The 22,561-nt window shown below is 63.2% G+C and carries 22 protein-coding genes and 3 pseudogenes; 14 read left to right on the plus strand and 11 right to left on the minus strand.

All coding sequences use genetic code 11. The features are described from left to right. Nucleotides 1–5 precede the first annotated feature (5 nt). Genes ccmC through LDZ23_RS23705 form a run of 7 tightly spaced genes read left to right on the plus strand, consistent with a single transcriptional unit; the run spans nucleotide 6 to nucleotide 5,233 of the window. Nucleotides 6–749 (plus strand): heme ABC transporter permease CcmC, encoded by a 744-nt coding sequence (gene ccmC / locus LDZ23_RS23680; protein WP_008349063.1) that lies wholly within the window; start codon nucleotides 6–8, stop codon nucleotides 747–749. Then, a complete protein-coding gene (locus tag LDZ23_RS34865) occupies nucleotides 746–871 on the plus strand; it encodes a hypothetical protein (protein ID WP_268811663.1) in 126 nt (41 codons plus the stop codon). The genes ccmC and LDZ23_RS34865 overlap by 4 nt, the downstream gene beginning before the upstream one ends. After that, nucleotides 868–1,323: a cytochrome c maturation protein CcmE gene (gene ccmE, locus LDZ23_RS23685; protein WP_008349065.1), complete on the plus strand. Its 456-nt coding sequence runs from the start codon at nucleotides 868–870 to the stop codon at nucleotides 1,321–1,323. Before LDZ23_RS34865 ends, ccmE begins: the two co-directional genes overlap by 4 nt. Then, nucleotides 1,320–3,287 (plus strand): heme lyase CcmF/NrfE family subunit, encoded by a 1,968-nt coding sequence (locus tag LDZ23_RS23690; RefSeq protein ID WP_244808235.1) that lies wholly within the window; start codon nucleotides 1,320–1,322, stop codon nucleotides 3,285–3,287. The genes ccmE and LDZ23_RS23690 overlap by 4 nt, the downstream gene beginning before the upstream one ends. Next, complete coding sequence (locus tag LDZ23_RS23695; RefSeq protein ID WP_008349069.1) at nucleotides 3,284–3,823, plus strand: DsbE family thiol:disulfide interchange protein; 540 nt, start codon at nucleotides 3,284–3,286, stop codon at nucleotides 3,821–3,823. Before LDZ23_RS23690 ends, LDZ23_RS23695 begins: the two co-directional genes overlap by 4 nt. Continuing rightward, on the plus strand, nucleotides 3,816–4,208 hold the full coding sequence (locus LDZ23_RS23700) for a cytochrome c-type biogenesis protein (protein WP_008349071.1): 393 nt from the start codon (nucleotides 3,816–3,818) through the stop codon (nucleotides 4,206–4,208). Before LDZ23_RS23695 ends, LDZ23_RS23700 begins: the two co-directional genes overlap by 8 nt. Further along, nucleotides 4,205–5,233: a tetratricopeptide repeat protein gene (locus tag LDZ23_RS23705; protein WP_008349072.1), complete on the plus strand. Its 1,029-nt coding sequence runs from the start codon at nucleotides 4,205–4,207 to the stop codon at nucleotides 5,231–5,233. Before LDZ23_RS23700 ends, LDZ23_RS23705 begins: the two co-directional genes overlap by 4 nt. A gap of 9 nt (nucleotides 5,234–5,242) precedes the next feature. On the opposite strand, the gene LDZ23_RS23710 is transcribed toward LDZ23_RS23705, so the two are convergent. The 11 genes and pseudogenes from LDZ23_RS23710 to LDZ23_RS35120 form a co-directional block, all read right to left on the minus strand. Then, complete coding sequence (locus LDZ23_RS23710; protein WP_008349074.1) at nucleotides 5,243–5,464, minus strand: DUF3079 domain-containing protein; 222 nt, start codon at nucleotides 5,462–5,464, stop codon at nucleotides 5,243–5,245. Nucleotides 5,465–5,591: 127 nt separating this feature from the next. Beyond that, nucleotides 5,592–6,767, minus strand: coding sequence for an NAD(P)H-dependent flavin oxidoreductase (locus tag LDZ23_RS23715; RefSeq protein WP_008349076.1), 1,176 nt, complete (start codon nucleotides 6,765–6,767; stop codon nucleotides 5,592–5,594). A gap of 75 nt (nucleotides 6,768–6,842) precedes the next feature. Next, on the minus strand, nucleotides 6,843–7,511 hold the full coding sequence (locus tag LDZ23_RS23720; protein ID WP_175982649.1) for a response regulator: 669 nt from the start codon (nucleotides 7,509–7,511) through the stop codon (nucleotides 6,843–6,845). Between the two features lie 45 nt (nucleotides 7,512–7,556). Next, nucleotides 7,557–9,407 carry a type IV pili methyl-accepting chemotaxis transducer N-terminal domain-containing protein gene (locus LDZ23_RS23725; RefSeq protein ID WP_008349083.1) on the minus strand — a complete coding sequence of 617 codons (1,851 nt, stop codon included), beginning with the start codon at nucleotides 9,405–9,407 and terminating at the stop codon, nucleotides 7,557–7,559. 18 nt (nucleotides 9,408–9,425) lie between these two features. After that, nucleotides 9,426–10,109 carry a respiratory nitrate reductase subunit gamma gene (narI, locus tag LDZ23_RS23730; RefSeq protein WP_008349085.1) on the minus strand — a complete coding sequence of 228 codons (684 nt, stop codon included), beginning with the start codon at nucleotides 10,107–10,109 and terminating at the stop codon, nucleotides 9,426–9,428. Continuing rightward, nucleotides 10,106–10,783, minus strand: a complete 678-nt coding sequence (narJ, locus tag LDZ23_RS23735; RefSeq protein WP_008349088.1) for a nitrate reductase molybdenum cofactor assembly chaperone — start codon at nucleotides 10,781–10,783, stop codon at nucleotides 10,106–10,108. Before narJ ends, narI begins: the two co-directional genes overlap by 4 nt. 13 nt (nucleotides 10,784–10,796) lie before the next feature. Continuing rightward, nucleotides 10,797–11,690: pseudogene (locus LDZ23_RS23740) on the minus strand (4Fe-4S dicluster domain-containing protein); the annotation flags it as partial. Next, a pseudogene (locus LDZ23_RS23745) lies at nucleotides 11,680–13,029 on the minus strand (molybdopterin-dependent oxidoreductase); the annotation flags it as partial. The pseudogenes LDZ23_RS23745 and LDZ23_RS23740, both read right to left, overlap by 11 nt. 204 nt (nucleotides 13,030–13,233) lie before the next feature. After that, nucleotides 13,234–14,622 (minus strand): NarK family nitrate/nitrite MFS transporter, encoded by a 1,389-nt coding sequence (locus tag LDZ23_RS23750; protein WP_034472401.1) that lies wholly within the window; start codon nucleotides 14,620–14,622, stop codon nucleotides 13,234–13,236. A gap of 2 nt (nucleotides 14,623–14,624) precedes the next feature. After that, nucleotides 14,625–15,875 (minus strand): MFS transporter, encoded by a 1,251-nt coding sequence (locus LDZ23_RS23755; protein WP_034472398.1) that lies wholly within the window; start codon nucleotides 15,873–15,875, stop codon nucleotides 14,625–14,627. Nucleotides 15,876–16,201: 326 nt separating this feature from the next. Further along, nucleotides 16,202–16,366, minus strand: a pseudogene (locus tag LDZ23_RS35120) (ATP-binding cassette domain-containing protein); the annotation flags it as partial. A gap of 285 nt (nucleotides 16,367–16,651) precedes the next feature. On the opposite strand from LDZ23_RS35120, the gene LDZ23_RS23765 reads away from it, so the two are divergent. From LDZ23_RS23765 to cyoD, 7 genes are all read left to right on the plus strand, one after another. Next, the gene (locus tag LDZ23_RS23765) at nucleotides 16,652–17,446 is read left to right on the plus strand and encodes a peptidoglycan DD-metalloendopeptidase family protein (protein ID WP_008349093.1); all 795 of its coding nucleotides are present in this window, start codon (nucleotides 16,652–16,654) and stop codon (nucleotides 17,444–17,446) included. Nucleotides 17,447–17,500: 54 nt separating this feature from the next. Next, nucleotides 17,501–18,025: a septal ring lytic transglycosylase RlpA family protein gene (locus LDZ23_RS23770; protein ID WP_144403723.1), complete on the plus strand. Its 525-nt coding sequence runs from the start codon at nucleotides 17,501–17,503 to the stop codon at nucleotides 18,023–18,025. Between the two features lie 104 nt (nucleotides 18,026–18,129). After that, nucleotides 18,130–18,354 (plus strand): hypothetical protein, encoded by a 225-nt coding sequence (locus tag LDZ23_RS23775; RefSeq protein ID WP_008349097.1) that lies wholly within the window; start codon nucleotides 18,130–18,132, stop codon nucleotides 18,352–18,354. 366 nt (nucleotides 18,355–18,720) lie between these two features. Then, a complete protein-coding gene (gene cyoA / locus LDZ23_RS23780; protein ID WP_008349099.1) occupies nucleotides 18,721–19,605 on the plus strand; it encodes a ubiquinol oxidase subunit II in 885 nt (294 codons plus the stop codon). Nucleotides 19,606–19,608: 3 nt separating this feature from the next. Then, nucleotides 19,609–21,618 carry a cytochrome o ubiquinol oxidase subunit I gene (cyoB, locus tag LDZ23_RS23785; protein WP_175982659.1) on the plus strand — a complete coding sequence of 670 codons (2,010 nt, stop codon included), beginning with the start codon at nucleotides 19,609–19,611 and terminating at the stop codon, nucleotides 21,616–21,618. After that, nucleotides 21,618–22,226, plus strand: coding sequence for a cytochrome o ubiquinol oxidase subunit III (gene cyoC / locus LDZ23_RS23790; protein ID WP_008349103.1), 609 nt, complete (start codon nucleotides 21,618–21,620; stop codon nucleotides 22,224–22,226). Before cyoB ends, cyoC begins: the two co-directional genes overlap by 1 nt. Next, nucleotides 22,226–22,558, plus strand: coding sequence for a cytochrome o ubiquinol oxidase subunit IV (gene cyoD / locus LDZ23_RS23795; RefSeq protein ID WP_008349105.1), 333 nt, complete (start codon nucleotides 22,226–22,228; stop codon nucleotides 22,556–22,558). The genes cyoC and cyoD overlap by 1 nt, the downstream gene beginning before the upstream one ends. Nucleotides 22,559–22,561 lie beyond the last annotated feature (3 nt).

A 22,561-nucleotide genomic window follows, 5' to 3' on the forward strand; every position in this document is an offset into this window, starting at 1 on the left:
CGCCTATGAACTGGTTCCGCTACGCGTCCGCCCGCAACTTCGAACGCTTCGCCGCGCGCGCGACGCCGTGGTTCGCGTTCGCGTCGGTCGTGTTCATCGCGATGGGACTCGTGATCGGCCTCGGCGTCGCGCCCGCCGATGCGCTGCAACGCGACATCTACCGCATCATGTTCGTGCATGTGCCCGCCGCGTGGATGTCGATGCTCATCTACCTCGTGATGGCCGCGTACAGCGCGCTGCATCTCGCGATGAACGCGCGCCTTTGCGCGATGATGGCCCGCGCGCTCGCCCCGACCGGCGCGTCGTTCACGGCGATCGCGCTGATTTCGGGCGCGTTGTGGGGCAAGCCGACGTGGGGCACATGGTGGGTCTGGGACGCGCGGCTCACGTCGGAGTTGATCCTGTTCTTCCTGTACGTCGGCTATCTCGCGCTGCACGCGGCCATCGACGGCACCCGCCGCGCCGATCGCGCGTGCTCGGTGCTCGCGCTGATCGGCGTCGTGAATGTCCCGATCATCTATTTTTCCGTGCAATGGTGGTACACGCTGCATCAAGGACCGTCGCTCGGATTCGGCAGCGGCGTCGCGATGGAAACGTCGATGGCTTGGGGCATCGTCGTGATGACGGCGGGATTCTGGTCGTATGCGATCGCCGTGGCGTTGGCGCGCGCGCGCGTCATCCTGCGCGCGGCCGAACGCGTGCGCGCGAGCGACGAGCGTCCGTCGCGAATCGAGGAGCGTGCCGCATGAACACGCTCGCATCCGTCCCGACGATGCTCGCCGCGAATCCGCTGCTTTGCGCCGCGTTCGCGATCACTTTTCTGCTGATGGGCGCGGAAGCGTGGCTCGTCCACCGCGCGCTGCGCCGATGAAAGCGCGCCATCGCCGCTTCGCGGTCATCGCGCTCGGCCTCGCGAGCGCCGCGCTCGCGTGCGCGTTCGTGCTCAACGCGTTCCGCGCCAACGTGATGTTCTTCGTCAGCCCGAGCGAGATCGCGTCGCACGAGGAAACGCGCACGCAGCGCTTCCGGCTCGGCGGACTCGTCGAACGCGGATCGCTCTTGAAGCACGCCGACAGCCGCACGGTGAGCTTCGTCGTCACGGACGGGCGCGCGTCGATTCCTGTCGTCTACACGGGCGCGCTGCCCGATCTCTTTCGCGAAGGCAGCGGCGTCGTCGCGCAAGGCACGCTCGGCGCCGACGGACGTTTTCACGCCGACGAAGTCCTGGCCAAGCACGACGAAAAGTACACGCCGCCGCCACTCGAACGCGCGCTGCGTGAAGCGCGCGCATCGGCGGACGGGAACGCGGGAGCGCGCCGATGATCCCCGAGATCGGCCATTTCGCGCTCATCCTCGCGATGCTGCTCGCGCTCGTCGCGGGCATCGTGCCGATGCTCGGCGCGCGACTTGCCATCGAAGGATGGATGCGCGTCGCCGCGCCCGCCGCGTGCGGGCAATTCGGCTTCGTCGCGATCGCGTTCGGCTGTCTCGCGACGTCGTTTCTCGACGACGATTTTTCCGTGATCTACGTCGTCGGCAATTCGAACTCGGCGCTGCCGGCCATTTACCGGTTCACCGCGGTCTGGGGCGGTCACGAAGGCTCGCTGCTGCTGTGGGCGCTGCTGCTCACGCTCTGGATGAGCGCGGTCGTGTGCTTCGGCAAGCGCCTGCCGTTGCCGTTCGCGGCGCGCGTGCTCGGCGTGATGAGCTGGATCGACGCGGGCTTTCTGCTTTTCATGCTGCTGACGTCGAATCCGTTCACGCGCATCATGCCGCCCGCGATGAACGGCCGCGATCTCAATCCGCTGTTGCAGGATCCCGGCATGGTGATTCATCCGCCGCTGCTGTACATGGGCTATGTCGGCTTTTCGGTGGCGTTCGCGTTCGCCATCGCCGCGTTGCTCGATGGCAAGCTCGACTCCGCCTGGGCGCGCGCCTCGCGCGCGTGGACGCTCGCCGCGTGGATGTTCCTGACGCTCGGCATCATGCTCGGCAGCGCGTGGGCGTACTACGAACTCGGCTGGGGCGGATGGTGGTTCTGGGATCCGGTCGAAAACGCGTCGTTCATGCCGTGGCTCGCCGGCACCGCGCTGATCCATTCGCTCGCCGCGACCGCCAAGCGCGGCGCGTTCCGCGCGTGGAGCGCCCTGCTCGCGATCTGCGCGTTCTCGCTCTCGTTGCTCGGCACGTTTCTCGTGCGCTCGGGCGTTGTGACATCGGTGCACGGCTTCGCGTCCGATCCGGCGCGCGGCGTGTTCATCCTCGCGCTGCTCGCGCTGTTTTCGGGCGGCGGTCTCGCGCTGTTCGCGTGGCGCGCGCCGCGAGCCGTGTCGGCGGTCGGTTTCGAGCCCGTATCCCGCGAGGCGTTGCTGCTGTCGAACAATCTGCTGATGCTCGTCGCCGCTGCATCGGTGATGCTCGGCACGCTCTATCCGATGGTCCTCGACGCGCTCGATCTCGACAAGATTTCCGTCGGCGCACCGTACTTCGACAGCGTGTTCGTCCCGCTGATGACACCCGCGATCTTTCTGATGGGCGTCGGGCCGCTCGCGCGCTGGAAGGCCGCGCGTCTGCCGCAGCTTGCCGTGCGGCTGCGCTGGGCCGCGCTCGTGAGCGTGGCGAGCGCGTTCGTGCCCGGCGTGTCGCGTCCGTTCGTGAGCCTCGGCTTGCTGCTCGCCGCGTGGACGTTCGCGACGATCGCGACGAGCGTGATCGAGCGCATCATCAAGGGACGGCAGCGCGCGCGGCTCGCGACCGTCGGCATGTGGCTCGCACACGCGGGCGTCGGCGTGTTCGTCGTCGGCGTGACGATGGTGAAGGGCTTTCCCGTCGAACGCGACGCGCGGCTCGCGCCCGGCGAGAGCGTCGATGCGGGCGGATATCGCTTCCGGCTCGACAACGTGCGCGCGATCGACGGACCGAACTATCGCGCGACGCGTGCGACGATCGCGGTGACGCGCGACGGCAAAGCTATCGCGACACTGCATCCGGAGAAACGCGAATTCCTCGCCTCCAACACGCCGACGACCGAAGCCGCCATCGATCGCGGCGTGCTGCGCGATCTGTACGTCGCGCTCGATCAGCCGGCGGGCGGCGGCGCGTGGACCGTGCGCATCCAGATCAAGCCGTTCGTGCGCTGGATCTGGGGCGGCTGCGTGTTGATGGCGCTCGGCGGCCTGCTCGCGGCGGCGGATCGGCGTTACGCGAAGCTGCGCGCGCCGCAACGGGCCGCCGCCGTTGCGATTGCCGTGGAACCGCCGCGAAGCATCGGCGAGACAGGACGATGAAGCGCTTTCTGATTCCGCTCGCCGTGTTCGGTCTGCTCGTCGCGGTGCTCGCGGCCGGTTTGCGCCACGATCCGCGTCGCCTGCCTTCCGCGCTCATCGGCAAACCCGCGCCGGAGTTCGATCTGCCGCGTCTCGATGCCGCGAACCGGACGATGTCGTCGCACGCGCTGCGCGGACAGGTGTGGATTCTGAACGTGTGGGCGTCGTGGTGCGAAGCGTGCCGCGATGAGCATGCCGTCCTGACGGATTTCGCGGCGAGCGGCGCGGCGCCGGTGTACGGCCTGAACTACCGCGACGAACGTGCGCCCGCGCTGCAATGGCTGAAGGCGGCGGGCAATCCGTACGTGACGTCGTTCGTCGATCGCGACGGGCGCACCGGCATCGACTATGGCGTGTACGGCGTGCCGGAGACGTTCGTGATCGATCGCGCGGGCGTCGTGCGCTATCGGCAGGCGGGACCGCTCACGCGCGCGTCGATCGATGGCGTGATTGGTCCGCTCGTCGGCAAGCTGCAAAAGGAGAACGCGCGTGATTAGGCGGCTCGCGTGGATGATCGCTGCGTGCATCGGGTGCGCTCAGGCGCAACAATCGCCCGATGACGAACGCGCGCGCCATCTCGCGGAGCATTTCCGCTGCGTCGTGTGCCAGAACCAGAGCCTCGCCGATTCGACCGCCGATCTCGCCGCCGATCTGCGCGCGCGCATTCGCGAGCAAGTCGGGCAAGGCGCGAGCGACGAGCAGATTCAGGCGTACATGGTGCGCCGATACGGCGACTTCGTGCTGTATCGGCCGCCCGTGAAGCCCGTCACGTGGGCGCTGTGGTTCGGGCCGTTCGCCGTGCTCGCGGCGGGCGCGGTTGCGATGGCGCTGCATATCCGGCGCGCGCATCAGACCCGAAGAAAAAGGAGCATGAGCCGATGATCCCGTTCTGGCTGATCGTTGCCGCGATGCTCTTCGCCGCGCTCGCATGCGTCGTGCCGCCGCTGTTGCGCGCGCGCGTCGCGAATCAACGAACGACGCACGCCGCGCTCGCCGGCTTGCTGATCGCGCTCGTGCCGGCGTCCGCGCTGACGCTTTACATGCGTGTCGGCGATCCGGCGGCGCTCGCGATTCAAGCGGCGGCGGCTTCATCGGTGAGCGAACACGCGGACACGCCCCGGTCGATGGAAGCGGCCGTCAGTCTTCTGGCCGCGCGGTTGCGGCGCAATCCCGACGACGCCCAAGGCTGGACGATGCTCGCGCGTTCGTACATGGTGCTGACGCGCGCCGACGATGCCGCGCAGGCGTATCGGCGGGCGGTTGCGCTGAATCCGCGCGATGCCGAATTGCTTGCCGATTACGCCGATGCCATCGCGAGCGCGAACGGCGGCGATCTCAACGACGCGGCGCTGAAGGTCATCCACTCGGCGCTCGCGCTCGACGCGACGCAGCCGAAGGCGCTGGCGCTGGCTGCATCGGCGGCATTCGACCGGCGCGAATACACGCAAGCCATCGGATACTGGGAGCGTTTGAGGCAGGTGCCGGATCTCGCGCCGCAGATCGCGCAGCAGGCGCAGAAGAATATCGACGAAGTGCGGGCGATCGCGGACGGCACCGGTTCGGCGTCGGTCGAAGTCCGCGTGCAGTTGAGCCCTGAGTTCGCGTCGCGCGTCCGTCCAACGGATACGGTCTTCGTCTACGCGCTCGCCGACGATGGCTCACGCATGCCGATCGCGGTCCAGCGCCTGAGCGCGAACCAGCTTCCTGCGACGGTTTATCTCAACGATTCAATGTCGATGACGCCGAACCGCCGCCTCTCGGATTTCGAGCGCATCGACATCGCTGCGCGCGTGTCGGCGTCCGGGAAAGCGCGGCCATCGCCCGGCGATCTGAGCGGATCGAGCGGACGGGTATCGACGAAAGATGCGGGCGTGATTGAACTGACGATCGGCGAAATCGTGCGCTGAAGTCGCGATTCAGCGCGCTTTGGCGACGGACGGTTGAATCGACTTGGCGTTGTCGGCGATTTCGAGGCCCCAATCGCCTTGCTCGTACCAGTCTTCGCCAAGCAACTCGGCCGGATGCTGCGTCCGGCTCGAACCGTTTCCGCAACGCATGGCGTCCGTCGCGCAATAGTGATCGCAACCCCAGCAATTGCGCTCGGGATGCTTTGGGTTCAGGGGAAAGCGCTTCGACATCGTGCGGTACTCCGTGGATTGCGGCGTGCGAGCCAATCGGCATCAAGCCTAAGATCGGCCCCGTTCCGAGCCAATAGGAACGGGACGATCGGTCACGGCTCGCAGCGAAACACGATGTTTCCGCTTCTCAGCACGCCGCCGGGGACGATTTCGTCGCGCCCGTCAACAGGAGTTCGATCAGATCGCGCACGTTGCGGATCGCTGCGCCGAACGGCAGTTTTTCGCGCCCGCGGAAGAACAGTCCATTGCCGACGTCGCCCCGCAATGCCGCGGCAAGCCGCGTATCGATGCAGAAATGCCCGAATTTCTCGATGCCATCGCGCAAGCCGCACGCGCTCAGGCATTCGAGCGCCGACGGACACGTCTGTTTGCGCGCGCCGATTTTCGTTCGAATGCGTTCTTCGTTACGCAGATAGCGCATGAGCCACGGCGTCTTGACGGCGCGCGCGGGCAGGCCGGTCACGCTGATGAACTCGACGATATCGTCGGGCTCCGCCTCGACCAGCACGCGCTTGAACTCCGGATGCGCGTCGCCTTCCTCGGTGACGGCGAACGGCGTGCCGACCTGCACGCCGTTGGCGCCGGCCGTGAGCCACTTGCGCACGGCTTCATGGCTGTTGATGCCGCCCGCGACGATCACCGGCACGTCTTCGCGCTTGAGTCCGAGCGCCGCAAACGATGCATCGAGTTCCTTCAGAACGCGCTCGAAGCCGAAGCGCTCGTCGTTCATATCGGCGACGTCCGCGACGCCGAGATGGCCACCCGCGTGTCCGGGATGCTCGATCACGATGGCGTCGGGCAAGCGGCCTTTCTTCATCCATTTCTTGAGGACGAGCGTGACGCCGCGGCTATCGGAGAGAATCGGAATGAGCGCGATATCGCAACCTTGCGTGAGATCGGGCAAGTCGAGCGGCAGGCCCGCGCCCATCACGATGGCATCGGCGCCCTCTTCGCACGCCACGCGCACGTAATCGGCGTGCGCGCTCACGGCTTTCATCACGTTCACGGCGATCATGCCGCGTCCTTGCGACAACTCGCGCGCCGACTTGATCTCGCGCGCGAGCGCGATGAGGTTGGCGCGCTCGAGCGTCGGCCGCGAGTGGTCTTCGCGGCACATGGCGAGCAAGTCTTCGTGATGATGACGCAAGTCGATGCTCGCGATGGTGCCGACCGCGCCTTCTCGCGCGACGCTGCCCGCGAGCCGATGCGCGGAAATGCCGACGCCCATGCCGCCCTGCACGATCGGCAGCAGATTGCGGCCGCGAATCGTGAGCGGCGCGAAAGAATGATCGTGAGAGGTCATGGGCAAATCAGTTTGATGTGAATTCATGGTGTACAGCTTGATGTGATCCGAGCTTCGATGCAGCGCGACGACCGTTCAAACGGCTTCCGTTGCCTGCACCGCATCGTGCCCGACCGCGTATATCGCGACCTGCACGCGGCTCGTGAGATTGAGCTTGCGCAAAATGTTGCGCACGTGGATCTTCACCGTGCTTTCCGCGAGCATCAGCGAGCGCGCGATTTCCTTGTTGCTTGCACCGTGCGACAGTTCGCGCATGATGTCGCGCTCGCGCGTAGTGAGTGGATCGGCGGCGACCGCTGGAGCGGGAACCGGCGCTGCCTTCGGTGCACGCATGCTTGCGATGAGCTTCGCCGTCATGTCGTCCGCGATGACGGGCTGGCCCCCCGCCGCCTTGCGGATCGCGCTTGCGAGCGTCTCCGTTTCGATGCTCTTGAGCAGATAGCCGCACGCGCCATCGCGCAATGCCAATGAAAGTTCGTCGAGATCTTCGGATACGGTCAGCATGACGACCGCCGTTTCCGGTACGTCCTGCACGAGCAACTTGAGCGTTTCGAGGCCGGATAGTCCGGGCATGTTGAGATCGAGCAAAATCACGTCCGGGCGAAATTGCTTGGCGCGCTTGAGACCTTCGAGCCCGTCGGACGCTTCGCCGACGACTTCGAAGTCTGACTGCCGTTGCAGGAGCGCGTGAACGCCTGAGCGAAATAACGCGTGGTCGTCGATCAACAGAATGCGGATGGTCATGACACAACTCGAAGCAGCTCTCGAAGCGAGCGCGCGTGACCATATTTAGACAGCCTGACGCGCCGGGGCGGGCAAGACGAGTTCGACGCGCGCCCCGCATGCTGGCGCTCCGGTCAGCCGCAGAATTGCGCCGAGCCTTTGCGCGCGCTCGCGCATGATATGAAAGCCGACATGCGTCTCGCCAAGGACGGCCATCTCCTTTGGATCGTAGCCCTGACCATCATCTTCGACAAGGAGGCTAAAGTCACGACCATTGACGATCGTCACGAAAACGCGCTGAGCTTCCGCGTGTTTGCGAATGTTCGACAGCGCCTCCTGCAAAATGAAAAGCACTTGCAACTGCTGATCCGGCGGCAAAGGCAAGCCGCCTTCCTCCCGATAATCGAGCGATGGCGCAATGCCCGTTTGCATGCCAAAGCGTTCGACGGATTCGTTTACCGCCCGCCTCAGATCGCCGGTGCCGAGCCTAGTGCGGAAGTTCATCAGGAGTTCGCGCACGTCGTCGTAGCTTTCCGCCAATCCGCCCGTAAGCATAGGCACGATTTCGCGGATTTCGTCCATGCGTTCTTCGCGCGTGGCCGCATCCAGAAGATGTACCTGCATCTTCATGAAGTTCAGGCTTTGCGCGATGCTGTCATGCAAGCCCTGCGCAACGAGATTTCGCTCCTCCGACACCGCAAGCTGCCGCGCCAATGCCGCAAGCCGTCGGTTCTTGAGCGCTGTGCCGAAGTGCGTGCCGAGTGTTTCGAGCAAGTGCGCTTCGGTTGCGGGAATAGTCCGCTCGCCGCCGAAGTGCAGCGAGAAGGCGCCGAGCTTCTCGCCTTGCGAAACGATGCTGAACGCGGCGACGCTCGCGAAACCCGCGCGTTGGCATGAACGCTGCGCGCATGCGCAGGCGTCTGCGGCGAAGCAACTTTCGTCCTGAAGCAGCGCGGCCGGCAATCCTTCCGAGCCGATCAGACGCACTTGACCATCTTCGGTGAAGAGACGAACCGCCGCGCCGTCGGCGTCGAATTGACGCATGAGGCGTGCAAGAAAGCCTCGGCACAGCGCATCGACGTCATTCGGCTGATTCACGAAAGCCGCCATTTCATAAAGGGCCGTCAGTTCGCGGTTCTGCGCGGCCAGCTCGGCGGTCTTCGCTTCGACCCGGCCCGCAAGGTCGCGATAGAGCGTCTGCAATTCCGCGGCCATGCGATTGAAGCCCGCGGCAAGATGTCCGAACTCGTCCTGCGTTTCGACGGGCAGACGCGCATCGAACTCGCGTGCCTCGATGCGCGCAAGCCCGTCCTGCAAGCGCTGAACGGGCACGACGATCCACAAGAAGAGCAAATAGACGATCGCCGCGGTGCCGATACACGCCATCGCCGCAAGCGCCATCTGCGACGTGCGCAGCCATGCGGTCTTGCGTGCGTTCTCCCGCTCGATCAAGCCGACGAGGTCGTCGGCGCCAGTGACGAAAGTGCGCAATTGCAGCAGATAGCGCGCCACCGCCTGTGGGTCTGCGCTCGCCATGCCCTCGCGAACATCGGGTTCGAGTCGCGAATGCCACGCGTTCGCGACGTGATCGAACTGTCGGCGCACATCGACATCGTCTGGAAGGAAGAGCGGGCGCGCTGGATCGCCTTTACGCAGGCGGTCGAGCGTTGCGTTCATCTGCTCGATCTGCAGTTGCAGCAACGGCGATGGCGCCTTTTCACCCTTCAATAGCGCAATTGCGACTGCGTTCGCGCGCATGCGCAGGCTGCCTGCGTCGTTGATCGCGGCGCCTGCACCCTGCAGTTGCCATGAGAGCCAGAGTGTCCCGCCGATCATCGCGAGCACGAGAACCAGCGACACCATCGACAGCGTGACGATGCGTGTGGTCAGACGTTCGCGAAACGACGACAGGAACATGCTTCTCGATCAAGGGAATCAGCGGCTGCGGACCAATTGCCAGGCCCGCCCAAGATAGCCGAGCGAAGCGAAGCCGCTCCACACATGCACGAGACGCGTGAACGGGAATATCACGAAGAGACTCATGCCCATGAACAAATGTATACGGAAGAGCAGCGGCGCATCTGCGACATAGTGCGCGGCATCGGCTCTGAACGTGAAGATGTGCTGGGCCCAGGTCATGAGCCGCACCATCATCGAGCCGTCCATGTGACCGGCCGATACGCCAATCGTCGATAGACCCAGGAGCAGCGTGATCAAGATCCACAGCAACAACACGCGGTCGCCGACTTTCGTCACGGCGGACAGGCGCGCGCTCGTCAAGCGTCGATGCAGCAGGATCAGCAAGCCTGCGAGGCATAACGTGCCCATTACACCCCCAGCGATCATTGCGAATACCTGCTTGACGCTATGCTCGACGCCGAGCGCGTCCCATACGGCGACCGGCGTGAGCAGGCCGACGAGATGCCCGAAGAACAGCCCGAGAATCCCGACGTGAAACAAGATGTTGCCAAGTCTGAGATTGCCGCGATCGACGAGTTGGGTGCTATCCGCCTTCCACGAATATTGCTCGCGTTCGAAACGCACGAAGCTGCCGAAGAGAAAGATGCTGGCGGCGATATACGGATAGATACCGAAAAAGAAGGAGTTGAGCATGTTCATCGTGCGTCCTTTGCGGCAAGAGCGGCCGCGCCGGCAGTCATTGCGCCGCGCGGATGAAAGCGAATGGTCTGCGTATCCTGGCGCATGTGCGGTGCGAGCAGCGGCTCGACGCCGTCCGCGCCGGGACCGAAGGTTTCGAGCATTTCGTCCATGTCGCGCACGGGCGGCTGCGTGAGCGGACGCGGCTCGACCGTCGCGAGCTCGCGCAACACCGCGAAAACCGTCGAATACGGGCTCTCATTGCGCGCGAGACGTTCACCGATGGCATCGAGCACATGAATGGCGTCATTGAGCAGCGACTGCGCGCGGGCCGGCTCGATCGCGCCCAGCGCTTCGAGAAAAAGCGGCACGTAGTCGGGCAGTTCGTTCGATTCGATATCGAGGCCGAGACCGCGATACTCGTCGAGCAGATCGACCATCGCCTGACCGCGATCGCGGCTTTCGCCATGAACGTGTTCGAACAGATGCAGCGAATGCGACGGATTGCGGTCGAACGTGGCCACGTATGTAAGTTGCACTTCGATCAGCGGACGCTTCAGCGACGCGATGAGCGGTGCAAGGCGCGTTTGGGCCTGCGGCCAGTCGTGCAACGCGGCTTCGATTTCTGGCAGCGCGTCAAGAAGCGCGGGCTCGGGATAATCGAGCAGCGCGGAAAGTATGGAATAGAGCGACATGTGTGATCCTCGGTCAGCCTTCCTGCAGTGCCTTCTTGCGCGACTTCGGCAACGCCGCGTAACTTACTTCGCCGTGCGTTCGCGATCCGAAAAGCGATCCGTCCGATACCCCCGATGATCCGCAATTGCCGAACGAGAAACCGCAACTGCCCTTTTCGTCAAAGCTGTCCTGCGCCATTTCCTTGTGCGACGACGGCACGACGAAACGGTCTTCGTAGTTGGCGATCGCCATCAATTGATACATCTCTTCCACTTGCGACGCGGTGAGGCCGACATCGTTCAGCACGGCGTCATCGTTCACGTTGTTCACGTTCTGCGCACGCTTGAACGCGCGCATCGCGAGCATGCGGTTCAGCGCGGAGACGATCGGCGCCTCGTCGCCGGCGGTGAGCAGGTTCGCGAGATAGCGCATGGGAATGCGCAAGCTCTTCACGTCCGGAATCACGCCGTTCATGCCCATGTGACCGGCATCCGCGGCCGACTGGATCGGCGAGAGCGGCGGCACGTACCAGACCATAGGCAGCGTGCGGTATTCCGGATGCAACGGGAACGCGACCTTCCACTCGCACGCCATGCGATACACCGGCGAGCGCTTCGCCGCGTCGAGCCAGCTTTGCGCGATGCCTTGACGGAGCGCTTCGGCCTGAACTTGCGGGTCGTGCGGATCGAGGAACAGATCGAGTTGCGACTGATAGAGATCCGTCGTCGCTTCGACCGACGCAGCCTCGGCAATGCGGTCCGCGTCGTACAGCATCACGCCGAGATAGCGGATACGGCCTACGCAGGTTTCCGAGCACACCGTCGGCTCACCCGCTTCGATACGCGGATAACAGAACACGCACTTCTCGGCCTTGCCCGACTTCCAGTTGAAATACATCTTCTTGTACGGGCAACCGGACACGCACATGCTCCGCGCCGAAGTATGGGAAGCTCACCTCTGCAATTTCGTCATGAGCGTCGATCAGCGACAGGCACGGATCGATGTCGCGACCCGAACCGCCGTCCTTCTGTTCGAGGTTCCAGCGGCCGACTTTCGCGCCGTCGTTGTGATTCGCCTCGCCCCAGCGGAACCCGATCGTGCCGTTCGGCGCGACGATCTTGCCGCTCGTCTCGTCGATGACGAGCGTCTTCCATTGCGGATTGTTCGCTTCGTCGAGATCGTTCTGCAGTTGCGATGCGCGCAGGAAATGATCGGGCACGAGCGTGCCTTCGTGTTCGCGCAGCACGACGAGCATCGGCATGTCGGTATAGCGCTTCACGTAGTCACGGAAGTACGCTGACTTGCCGCTCGCGTGGAATTCCTTCAGCACGACGTGGCCCATCGCCATGGCGAGCGCGGCGTCCGTGCCCTGCTTCGGCGCGAGCCAGATGTCGCCGAACTTCACCATTTCGCCGTAATCCGACGACACCGCGACCGTCTTCGTGCCCTTGTAGCGCGCTTCGGTGTAGAAGTGCGCGTCGGGCGTGCGCGTCTGCGGCACGTTCGAGCCCCAAACCATCAGGTACGTGGAGTTGTACCAGTCGGCGGATTCGGGCACGTCGGTCTGCTCGCCCCAGATTTGCGGCGATGCGGGCGGCAGATCACAGTACCAGTCGTAGAACGACAGGCATGCGCCGCCGATCAGGCTCAGATAGCGCGCGCCGGCCGCATAGGAAACCATCGACATCGCTGGAATCGGCGAGAAACCGATCACGCGGTCAGGCCCGTACTTGCCAATGGTGTACGCATTCGCCGCCGCGATGATCTCGCTCGCGGTGTCCCAGTCGGCGCGCACGAAACCGCCGAGGCCGCGCACGCTCTTGTAGCGCTTTGCCTTCACGGGGTCTTCGCAAATGGACGCCCACGCCGCGACCGGATCGAGCGTCTTGCGCGCTTCGCGCCACATTTCGATGAGACGGCCGCGAACCATCGGATGCTTCACGCGCTGCGCGGAATACACGTACCAGCTATACGACGCGCCGCGCGGACACCCGCGCGGTTCGTGATTCGGCAAATCGGGGCGCGTGCGCGGATAATCCGTCTGCTGCGTTTCCCACGTGATCAGGCCGTTCTTCACGTAGACCTTCCACGAGCACGAGCCCGTGCAGTTCACGCCATGCGTGGAGCGCACGATCTTGTCGTGCTGCCAGCGGCTGCGATAGCCGTTTTCCCATTTGCGGTCTTCGTTCACGACCGCGCCATGTCCATTCGAGAACGTGGACTTGATGCGCGACATGAACTTCAGCCGATCCAGAAAGTGACTCATCCGTTTCTCCGGGCGTGGCGGCCATGCGCCGCCATGAATACGTTGATTCGAGTGTAGGGACGCGATCGCCGCGCGCCCATTCCCCGAAAGGAGGCGTCGACGCGCATCAGACGGACTAGTGCGCGTACTCCTTTCGGACTAGGTCTATCTCCGCGCACGCGGACGAACTTGAGGCCCGACTACGCGCCCCGCGTGCCGGAGGGTTCAGCAAGGCATGTCCGCATTGCGGCGTGCGTAGCAGAACCACGTCACCGCCGCGCACAGCGCATAGAAGGCGATGAAGCACCAGAGCGCGGTGTCGGGCGAGCCGGTCATGCTCATCGACGTGCCAAAGCTGCGCGGAATGAAGAAGCCGCCGTACGCGCCGATTGCACCGGCAAAGCCGAGCACCGCCGCCGATTCTTTTCCCGCTTCGTGCAGCGCCTGCTTTTTCGCCGAGTCGGATTCGCCTTCGGCTTCGCGCTGCTTCTGCGTCAGGAAGATCACGGGGATCATGCGGAAGGTCGAGCCGTTGCCGATGCCCGTCAGCGCGAACAGTGCGATGAACATCGCGAGGAAGCCGGCGAAGTTGCCGCTCGCGCCGTCGTGCGGCAGAAACGCCATCACGCCGAACACCGCCGCGATCATCGCGATGAAGGTCCACAGCGTCACGCGCGCGCCGCCGAGGCGATCCGAGATCCAGCCGCCGACCGGCCGCGTGAGCGCGCCAGCGAGCGGCCCGAGGAACGCGTAAGCAGTGGGATTGACCGATGGGAACTCAGCCTTCGTCAGCAACGCGAGGCCCGCCGAAAAGCCGATGAACGAACCGAACGTGCCGATGTACAACAGGCACATGAGCCAGTTGTGCTTGCGCCGGAATATGACGGCCTGTTCGGCGAACGAGGCTTTTGCATCGGCGATGTCGTTCATCCCGAACCAGGCCGCGAGCGCCGAGATGACGATGAACGGCACCCAGATGAAGCCCGCATTCTGCAGCCAGATGCTGTGCTCGACGCCGTTCACGTCGTAGGACTGGCCTGCGCCCGCGAATGCGCCGAACACGCTCGCCGAGATCACGAGCGGCGTCACGAACTGAACGATCGACACGCCCAGATTGCCGATGCCCGCGTTCATGCCCGTCGCGAAACCCTTCTTCGCCTTCGGGAAAAAGAAGCTGATGTTCGCCATCGACGAACTGAAATTCGCGCCGCCGAGGCCGCACAGCAACGCCAGAACGAGCAGCGTCGGATAGCCCGTCGACGGATCGCGCAGCGCCAAGCCCATGCCGAGCGCTGGAATCAGAAGACTCGCGGTGGAGAACGCTGTAAAGCGGCGTCCGCCGAATATCGGCACGAGAAACGAGTAGAAGATGCGCAGCGTCGCGCCAGAAAGCGGAGGCAACGCGGTGAGCCAGAACAACTGGTCCTTCGTGAAGTGAAAACCACCCTTATCGAGATTGACGACGACGACGCTCCATAGCGACCACACGGCGAACGCCAGCGCGAGCGCGGGAATCGAGATCCAGAGGTTGCGGCGGGCGACCGATTCGCCCGTTGCGCGCCAGAAGGCGGCGTTCTCGGGATCCCAGCGAGTGAGCAGATAGCGTGAAGACATGGTTAGTGCTTGGGTTGAAACGTGAAGTGCATGCAGATGAGACTGACCGCGGTCGCGCCGAACATCAGCATGAAACAGGTGGTACGCACGCCGGTGAGGTCGACGAGCAAGCCAAAAAGAATCGGCAACAGGAAGCCGGCAAGTCCGCCGGCGAGGCCGACGATGCCCGACACGGCGCCGATGTTCGTCGAGAACTCGTCCGACACGAACTTGAACACCGACGCCTTGCCGACCGCCATCGCAACGCCGACGACAAACATGAGCACCGTATAGGCGACCGGTCCCATTTCGATGTGGAACGTGCGCGGGCCGTCTTTCGCGTGGACGACGAAATCCGTCACCGGATAGCTCAGCAGGAAGAAGCACGCGAGCGCGACCCACATGACGATCCAGGTCGTGCGATGCGCGCCGAAGCGGTCCGACATCCAGCCGCCGAGCGCGCGCAGCACGCCGCCCGGCAACGAGAAGCAAGCGGCGAGAAACGCGGCCTGTTCGATGCCGAAGCCGTACTGATTCACGTAGTACTGCGGCATCCACAATGCGAGGCCGACGTAGCCGCCGAACACGACCGAGTAGTACTGCGCGTAACGGAGCACGCGCCGGTCTTTCAGCACGGTCATCTGCGCGGCGAAACTCTGCGTGCTGGCGCTGCGATGCGCGGGATTGGATGCCGACACGAACCAGAAGACGATCGCGGTGAAGAGCATCGCGACGGAATAGACCTTCGGCACGATCGTCCATGTGCCCGCCGCGAGAATCAGCACGGGCGCGACGAACTTGGTCAGCGCCGCACCCGAATTGCCCGCGCCGAAGATGCCCATCGCGAGGCCTTGACGCGACTTCGGGAACCAGCGCGCGACATACGGCGTGCCGACTGAAAACGACGCGCCCGCGACGCCGACGAACAAGCCGAGCACGAGGAATTGCCACAGTTCCGTGGCATAGCCGATCAGCCAGATTGGCGCGATAGTGACTGCCATCGTGCAGAAAAAGACGATACGGCCGCCGAAACGGTCGGTCCAGATGCCGAGCGGCACGCGCAGCAACGAACCCGTGAGCACCGGCGTCGCGGCGATGAGGCCGAACTCGGTATCGGTGAGATGAAGCTGCTTTTTGAGAGGGATGCCGAGAATGGCGAAGACCATCCAGATGGCGAAGCAGATCGTGAATGCGAAGGTGCTTGCGCCGAGCACGCGCCAGGCGCGCGTGTCGGTCGATGCTTTTGTAGCGAGGGTTGAGTCGACGACGCTCATCGTCCTTTCCTTGTCGTTGTAACTTTCCCGACAAGGGTAAGGTGCGTCGCGCGAGACGCCTATCCGCCGTGCGGATGCGGCGGCGCTGTGCCGCTAGCTCATGCGGCGTAGTCCGGACGGAGTAGTGCCTGTCGCGTCACGCGTTCTGCGATGCCAGCGCGATGCAACTCGCCGGATCGATCGAAAAATGGATGGTCTCCCGGACCGGCGTTTTGTGCGATGGATGCACACGCGCGAGCACGATCTCTCCGCCGATCATGAAATCGGTCGTGCCGAAGCTCGAAACGCATCCTGTCGCGTAGCTTTGCGTCGAGGTTCGAGAGCGGTTCGAACACCATGCCGGACTTGCGGCGATTCGGCGGTACGAAGGTCTCGTCGCGCGCCGAGAAAACGGTCACGCCGTTCACCGAAATCGATCCGCCGACCGGACGTTCCAGCCCGGCAATGGAGCGCAGCGTCGTCTTGCCGCAACCGCTCGGGCCGAGCCGCGTGGAACGCGATATGGCTGCTTTCATCGCGTCGAATGTCAGTTCCAAGCGTGGCGCCCGGCGAGCGCGCCTTTTTTTAACCACCGCATCGTCAAAGAGTGTCAACCGACGGTGTAACGGTCAACGCCGGACGCAAAACACCGTTATCCGCAATGACGAATTGCCGCTTCGCCTCGTGCAATTTGAGATAGAGCGATATTCAGCAGATTCGAACTCGCTGTTCCGCCGCCGCTGGCTTTTGCCGGCGTCGCATCCGCCAAACACTCCGATCAACACCACAAGCGCGGCATGGCAAAAGTGCGCCACTTCGCCTTTTTGCCGGCACCGAAGCTCAAAGAAGTCCAAATGATTAGCTCTGTCCAATCGCGCCGCCTGTCGTGCGCAGCATGTCTTGCCGTCGTCTTCAGCTTCGTTCTTGGCGGATGCGCCAGTCGAACGCTCGAGCAGACCGCGACCAAGCCAGCTTCGCAAACCGACGCTGCCGCTGCCCCGGCGGCACCTGCCGGCTTCTACCGCGTCACAGGCGCGGACACCCTCGCTTCGATCGCAGCCGCCTACGGTCGCGACCCGAACGCGATTGCCGCCTGGAACGGGCTTTCCGCCAGCACTCCACTGACGAACGGCCAACTGCTGCGGGTCGGTCCGCCATCGGCATCGGTTGCCGGCTCGGACGATTCCACGCAGCGGACTGTGAACGCAACACGCTGCCGATCCGATTCCTTGTCCTGGCCGATAAAGGGCCCAATCCTGAAGCGCTTCGGCGTGGACGGGGTCCGGGGCGTTGTCATCGGTGGCGCAGCGGGAGACACGATCCGTGCGGCGAAAGGAGGACGCGTGGTGTATGCGGGTAACGAGATCGCGGGCTACGGCAGCCTCGTAATACTGAAACATGACAGTCGCTACCTGACTGCCTATGGCCATATCCAAAACGTTCTGACCAAGGAAGGGGCCGACGTAACGAAGGGGCAAGCCATCGCGACGATGGGCGCTCAAACGAATGGTCAGCCATCGCTGCTTTTCGAGGTGAGACGGGATCGTCAGCCAGTCGATCCCCTGCCCTACCTTTCCGACTGCGCTTCGTGATCCGTCGAACGTCAGGTCAGGTTACTTGCTCTCGAACAAAGCGATATGCACCGAATGAACATGCTTCAGCCGCGCATCCTCAGCGCCTTCGCCTGCATCCTGTTGATCGCCGGATGTGCAGCCTCTCTGTCGGAGCAAGGCAATGAGGGCGCTTCGACAAACCAACCGGCGAGCGCGTCGAGCCTTCCGGTTCAATCCGCAAACGACGATTCCGTTTCGACCGAAATCACTTCATCCGACCGGCCGGACGAGACACCGACCGCGCGCGCGTACCATCAAGCCGGGATTGCATCCTGGTACGGGCGAACGTTTCACGGTCGACGCACCGCCAGCGGCGAGCGCTTCGACATGTATGCCATGACAGCGGCACATCGCACGCTACCGCTCGGATCGTGGATCCGCGTCACGCTTCCGGGAGGGAGCCCGTCCGTCCTCGTCCGAATCAACGATCGCGGTCCGGTTTCACGCAACAGAATCATTGATCTGTCATACGGGGCAGCCGCTGCGCTGGGCATTGTCAGGCGTGGTTCGGCCCAAGTCGAATTATCGACCGATTCTGTTTTCCATACTCCGTCGTAGACTGCCGCTCCCATGTCTCGACTCTCACACAAGCGGGCAGCGTCCCCCCGCCTCCCGCTCACCAAGGCAATGCTCCTGCCATTGCCGCCTATGCACCGCAACTCATGACGCGCCGGTCCTGCATCTTCCTGTTCGTGCTGACCTACCTTCTGGGTTGCGTCCTGGCTGCGATGGACACCAAGGGGAGTCCGATCGACGTGATGCAGGCGACCATGTCCGCATGGAGCGCTTCGAACCGCGAAGCCGTTGCCGATGCGAGCCAGCGACGGCGCGATGAAATCGAGCGATCGAATGCCATTCGGGAATCCCGGCCTCTCGCCGGGCTTTAGCGAGAAGAACCGGAGAAGGCTCCTGAGCCGTGGCTTCACCTAGGCACGCGGCTCGGCTCCACCACGTGAGACGATCGAACCCGGCGAAGTTATCGCGGCGATCCATCGCGCGGCTCGAACACGCTTTGACGTCGCTTTATCACACTCGCAATTCCATCCCTTCGTTGTAGACTCGCCTGCTCCTTTCGGAGTAGGCAAAAAGTTCCGCCTTCGCGCGACACTCCGTCGCATCAACTTGATCTGAAACAAAATTTCAACCATTCGCGTCATCGCGAAAAATCGCGCGTGGCATGATCTTGACGCGGCGCAAAGCCGTGCAACGGCGTTCTTCCCGGGACGCTTCGATCATCGAAACCAGCGAATGCAATGAATGAAAATACCCAACGTTTAGCAGTGCCATTGTTATCGGGGTTGATAGCCAGTCTTTGTCTTTCGGGATGCAAGCTGGAGGTGTTGGACTCGAAAGGCGTGATTGGCGCAGCGGAATCGTCGCTGATCGCCACCGCGACTTACGCCATGCTTCTCGTCGTAGTCCCGGTGATCCTGCTCACCCTGTTCATCGCATGGCGCTATCGCGCGTCCAACACGAAGGCCACGTATGCGCCGAAATGGGCGCATTCCACGGCCATCGAAGTCGTGGTCTGGGCGATTCCCGCAGCCATCATCCTGTACCTCGGCATCCTCACGTGGAAAACCACGCACGAGCTCGATCCGTACAAGCCGCTGCAATCCGAAGTCAAGCCGATCAACGTCGAAGTCGTGGCGCTCGACTGGAAGTGGCTGTTCATCTATCCGGATCTTGGCGTCGCGTCGGTGAACCAGCTCGCGTTCCCGGTCGGCACGCCGGTGAACTTCCGCATCACGTCCGATTCGGTGATGAATTCGTTCTTCATCCCGCAACTCGGCAGCCAGATCTACGCGATGGCGGGCATGCAGACGAAGCTGCACCTGATGGCCGATCACGCAGGCGACTACGCAGGCATCTCGGCGAACTACAGCGGCAAGGGCTTCTCCGACATGAAGTTCCGTGCACTGGCCATGTCCAACGAAGACTTCGACGCGTGGCTGAAGCAGGTCAAGAACGCGCCCGAGAATCTGAGCATGGACGTCTACGCCGGCGTCGCGCGTCCGAGCGAAAAGGTCGCGGTGCGCTACTTCTCGACCGTCGATCCGAAGCTCTTCAACAACATCGTCGCGAAGTACAACTACGGCAACTCGGTCGTAGGCGCAAATTGTGTAACCAAGGGGTAAGCCATGTTCGGCAAACTAACGCTTGAGGCGATCCCGTACCACGAGCCAATCATCATGGGGGCGACCGTCTTCATGGCGGTCCTCGCGCTCGGTACGGTCGGCCTTATCACTAAACTCGGCAAATGGGGCTGGCTCTGGCGCGAGTATCTGACTTCGGTCGATCACAAGCGCATCGGCGTCATGTATCTGGTCGTCGCCGGGCTGATGCTCGTGCGCGGCTTCGCCGACGCCGTCATGATGCGCGTGCAACAGGCCATCGCGCTCGATGGGCCTGGCTATCTGCCGCCGCATCACTTCGACCAGATCTTCACGGCCCACGGCACGATCATGATCTTCTTCATGGCCATGGCGCTGCTGGTCGCGTTCTTCAACCTCGTCGTGCCCTTGCAGATCGGCGCGCGTGACGTGGCGTTCCCGTTCATCAACTCGCTGTCGTTCTGGATGACGGCCGTCGCCGCCATTCTGATCAACCTGTCGCTGTTCATCGGCGAGTTCTCGACGACGGGCTGGCTCGCGTATCCGCCGCTCTCCGAGACGCAGTTCAATCCGGGCGTCGGGGTCGACTACTACATCTGGGCGTTGCAGTTGTCCGGCGTCGGCACGCTGCTCACCGCCGTGAACTTCTTCGTGACGATCGTGAAGATGCGCGCGCCCGGCATGACGTGGATGAAGATGCCGGTCTTCACGTGGACGGCGTTCTGCTCGAACGTGCTGATCATGGCGACGTTCCCGATCCTGACCGTCGCGCTCGCGCTGCTGGCGCTGGACCGTTACCTCGGCATGCACTTCTTCACGAACGACGGCGGCGGCAACCCGATGGTCTACCTGAACCTGATCTGGGCCTGGGGTCATCCTGAGGTCTACATCCTGGTTCTGCCCGCCTTCGGCATTTACTCGGAAGTGGTCGCGACGTTCTCGAAGAAGCCGTTGTTCGGCTACAAGACGATGGTCTGGGCCACGTGCTGCATCATGGTGCTGTCGTTCCTCGTGTGGCTGCACCACTTCTTCACGATGGGCTCGGGCGCTAACGTCAATGCCTTCTTCGGCATTATGACGATGGTCATTTCCATCCCGACCGGCGTGAAGATCTTCAACTGGCTCTTCACGATGTACCGAGGCCGCGTGCAGATGACTTCGCAAATCCTCTGGACCATCGGCTTCGTCATCACCTTCACGCTAGGCGGCATGACGGGCGTGATGCTCGCGATTCCCGGCGCGGACTTCGTGCTTCACAACAGCCTGTTCCTGATCGCGCACTTCCATAACGCGATCATCGGCGGCGTGGTGTTCGGTTACTTCGCCGGCATTTCGTACTGGTGGCCGAAGGTGTTCGGCTTCAAGCTCGACGAAAAGCTCGGCAAGAGTGCGTTCGTGTGCTGGTTCGTCGGCTTCTTCGTCGCGTTCGTGCCGATCTACATCCTCGGCTTCATGGGTGCGACGCGCCGCCTGAATCACTACGACGACCCGTCGTGGCAGCCGTTCTTCATCGCCGCTGCCGTGGGCGTGGGCATCATCGCGCTGGGTGTCGTGTTCCAGGTCGCGCAGATCGTGGTCAGTATCATCCGCCGCAATCAGCCTGCGTATCGCGATGTCACCGGCGATCCGTGGGGTGCGCGCACGCTCGAGTGGTCCATCAGCTCGCCGCCGCCGGTCTATAACTTCGCGAATATTCCCGCTGTGCGCGAACTCGACGACTTCGCCGATGCCAAGGAACACGGCCGCATCGATACGCGTCCGTACCGCGACATCCACATGCCGTCGAATACGAGCGCGGGTCTGGTCATCGGCCTGTTCGCGCTGGCCTTCGGTTTCGCGGCTATCTGGCACATCTGGTGGCTCGCGGCTGCAAGCATGGTCGGCATCTTCGCGACGGCTATCGGTTACAGCTTCCGCGATAACGCCGGCTTCATCATCCCGGCCGCGACCGTGAAGTCGACCGAAGAGCGCAATCGTCCGCCGAAGACGCCTGCGAAGGCCGGCTCGGCTCGCGAACTCGAACTGGAGGCAATGTAATGTCGCAATCGACGCTATCCGCGCAACACGCGCATGGCCATGAGCACGAGCACCAGTCGCATTCGGTGTTCGGCTTCTGGGCCTATCTGATGACCGACTGCGTGCTGTTCGCGTCGCTCTTTGCAACCTTCGCGATGTTCGCGATGCAGACCGCAGGCGGCCCGACGCCCAAGGATCTCTTCAACCTGAAGGACGTCGCGTACGAAACGGGCCTGCTTCTCACGAGCAGCCTGACCTTCGGTCTCGCGATGATCTCGGCGACGCGCCGCAAGTCGGGCGCGGTGCTCGCGTGGCTGTTCGTCACGTTCCTGCTGGGTGCGGGCTTCCTCTTTCTGGAAATGCAGGAGTTCGCGCATCTGATCGCTGAAGGCGCGGGTCCGCAACGCAGCGCATTCTGGTCGGCGTTCTTCACGCTCGTCGGCACGCACGGTTTGCACGTGTCCATCGGCATGATCTGGCTGGTCGTGTTGGCCGTGCAGATCGCACGCAATCCGCAAATGAACGAACGCGAATTGCGCCGTCTCGCTTGCCTGAGCCTTTTCTGGCACTTCCTCGACATCGTCTGGATTTGCGTGTTTTCCTTCGTCTACCTTGGGAGCGTCGTCTGATGGCACATGCTCATACCGAAACAAGCGATTTCCCGCACGTCACCGTGCGCGGTTATCTCATCGGCTTCGTGCTGGCTGTCGTGCTAACTGTGGCGTCGTTCTGGGCCGCGACCTCGGGCGCGTTCAAGGGCGAAAGCGCGATCGTCGCGCTCGCCGTGCTGGCCGCGGTGCAGGTGATCGTGCATGTGGTGTTCTTCCTGCACGTCAACTCGTCGAAGGGACAGCGCTGGCATGCGATCTCGTTTGCCTACACCATTCTCATGTCGCTGATTCTTATCGTCGGCACGGTTTGGGTGATGCATAACGTGCACATGCTAATGATGGCGCGCTAATCG

Source organism: Caballeronia zhejiangensis (assembly GCF_022879815.1).
Taxonomy (GTDB): domain Bacteria; phylum Pseudomonadota; class Gammaproteobacteria; order Burkholderiales; family Burkholderiaceae; genus Caballeronia; species Caballeronia zhejiangensis.

Excerpts from the sequence above, each read along its gene's own strand:
- LDZ23_RS23695 (WP_008349069.1), top strand. The coding sequence starts at position 3,284 with ATGAAGCGCTTTCTGATTCCGCTCGCCGTGTTCGGTCTGCTCGTCGCG.
- LDZ23_RS23770 (WP_144403723.1), top strand. The coding sequence starts at position 17,501 with ATGAACATGCTTCAGCCGCGCATCCTCAGCGCCTTCGCCTGCATCCTG.
- LDZ23_RS23755 (WP_034472398.1), bottom strand. The coding sequence starts at position 15,875 with ATGAGCGTCGTCGACTCAACCCTCGCTACAAAAGCATCGACCGACACG.
- LDZ23_RS23705 (WP_008349072.1), top strand. The coding sequence starts at position 4,205 with ATGATCCCGTTCTGGCTGATCGTTGCCGCGATGCTCTTCGCCGCGCTC.
- cyoD (WP_008349105.1), top strand. The coding sequence starts at position 22,226 with ATGGCACATGCTCATACCGAAACAAGCGATTTCCCGCACGTCACCGTG.
- cyoB (WP_175982659.1), top strand. The coding sequence starts at position 19,609 with ATGTTCGGCAAACTAACGCTTGAGGCGATCCCGTACCACGAGCCAATC.
- LDZ23_RS23715 (WP_008349076.1), bottom strand. The coding sequence starts at position 6,767 with ATGACCTCTCACGATCATTCTTTCGCGCCGCTCACGATTCGCGGCCGC.
- LDZ23_RS23750 (WP_034472401.1), bottom strand. The coding sequence starts at position 14,622 with ATGTCTTCACGCTATCTGCTCACTCGCTGGGATCCCGAGAACGCCGCC.
- narJ (WP_008349088.1), bottom strand. The coding sequence starts at position 10,783 with ATGTCGCTCTATTCCATACTTTCCGCGCTGCTCGATTATCCCGAGCCC.
- LDZ23_RS23690 (WP_244808235.1), top strand. The coding sequence starts at position 1,320 with ATGATCCCCGAGATCGGCCATTTCGCGCTCATCCTCGCGATGCTGCTC.
- LDZ23_RS34865 (WP_268811663.1), top strand. The coding sequence starts at position 746 with ATGAACACGCTCGCATCCGTCCCGACGATGCTCGCCGCGAATCCGCTG.
- cyoC (WP_008349103.1), top strand. The coding sequence starts at position 21,618 with ATGTCGCAATCGACGCTATCCGCGCAACACGCGCATGGCCATGAGCAC.
- LDZ23_RS23775 (WP_008349097.1), top strand. The coding sequence starts at position 18,130 with ATGACGCGCCGGTCCTGCATCTTCCTGTTCGTGCTGACCTACCTTCTG.
- ccmC (WP_008349063.1), top strand. The coding sequence starts at position 6 with ATGAACTGGTTCCGCTACGCGTCCGCCCGCAACTTCGAACGCTTCGCC.
- LDZ23_RS23725 (WP_008349083.1), bottom strand. The coding sequence starts at position 9,407 with ATGTTCCTGTCGTCGTTTCGCGAACGTCTGACCACACGCATCGTCACG.
- LDZ23_RS23710 (WP_008349074.1), bottom strand. The coding sequence starts at position 5,464 with ATGTCGAAGCGCTTTCCCCTGAACCCAAAGCATCCCGAGCGCAATTGC.
- narI (WP_008349085.1), bottom strand. The coding sequence starts at position 10,109 with ATGAACATGCTCAACTCCTTCTTTTTCGGTATCTATCCGTATATCGCC.
- ccmE (WP_008349065.1), top strand. The coding sequence starts at position 868 with ATGAAAGCGCGCCATCGCCGCTTCGCGGTCATCGCGCTCGGCCTCGCG.
- LDZ23_RS23720 (WP_175982649.1), bottom strand. The coding sequence starts at position 7,511 with ATGACCATCCGCATTCTGTTGATCGACGACCACGCGTTATTTCGCTCA.
- LDZ23_RS23765 (WP_008349093.1), top strand. The coding sequence starts at position 16,652 with ATGGCAAAAGTGCGCCACTTCGCCTTTTTGCCGGCACCGAAGCTCAAA.
- cyoA (WP_008349099.1), top strand. The coding sequence starts at position 18,721 with ATGAATGAAAATACCCAACGTTTAGCAGTGCCATTGTTATCGGGGTTG.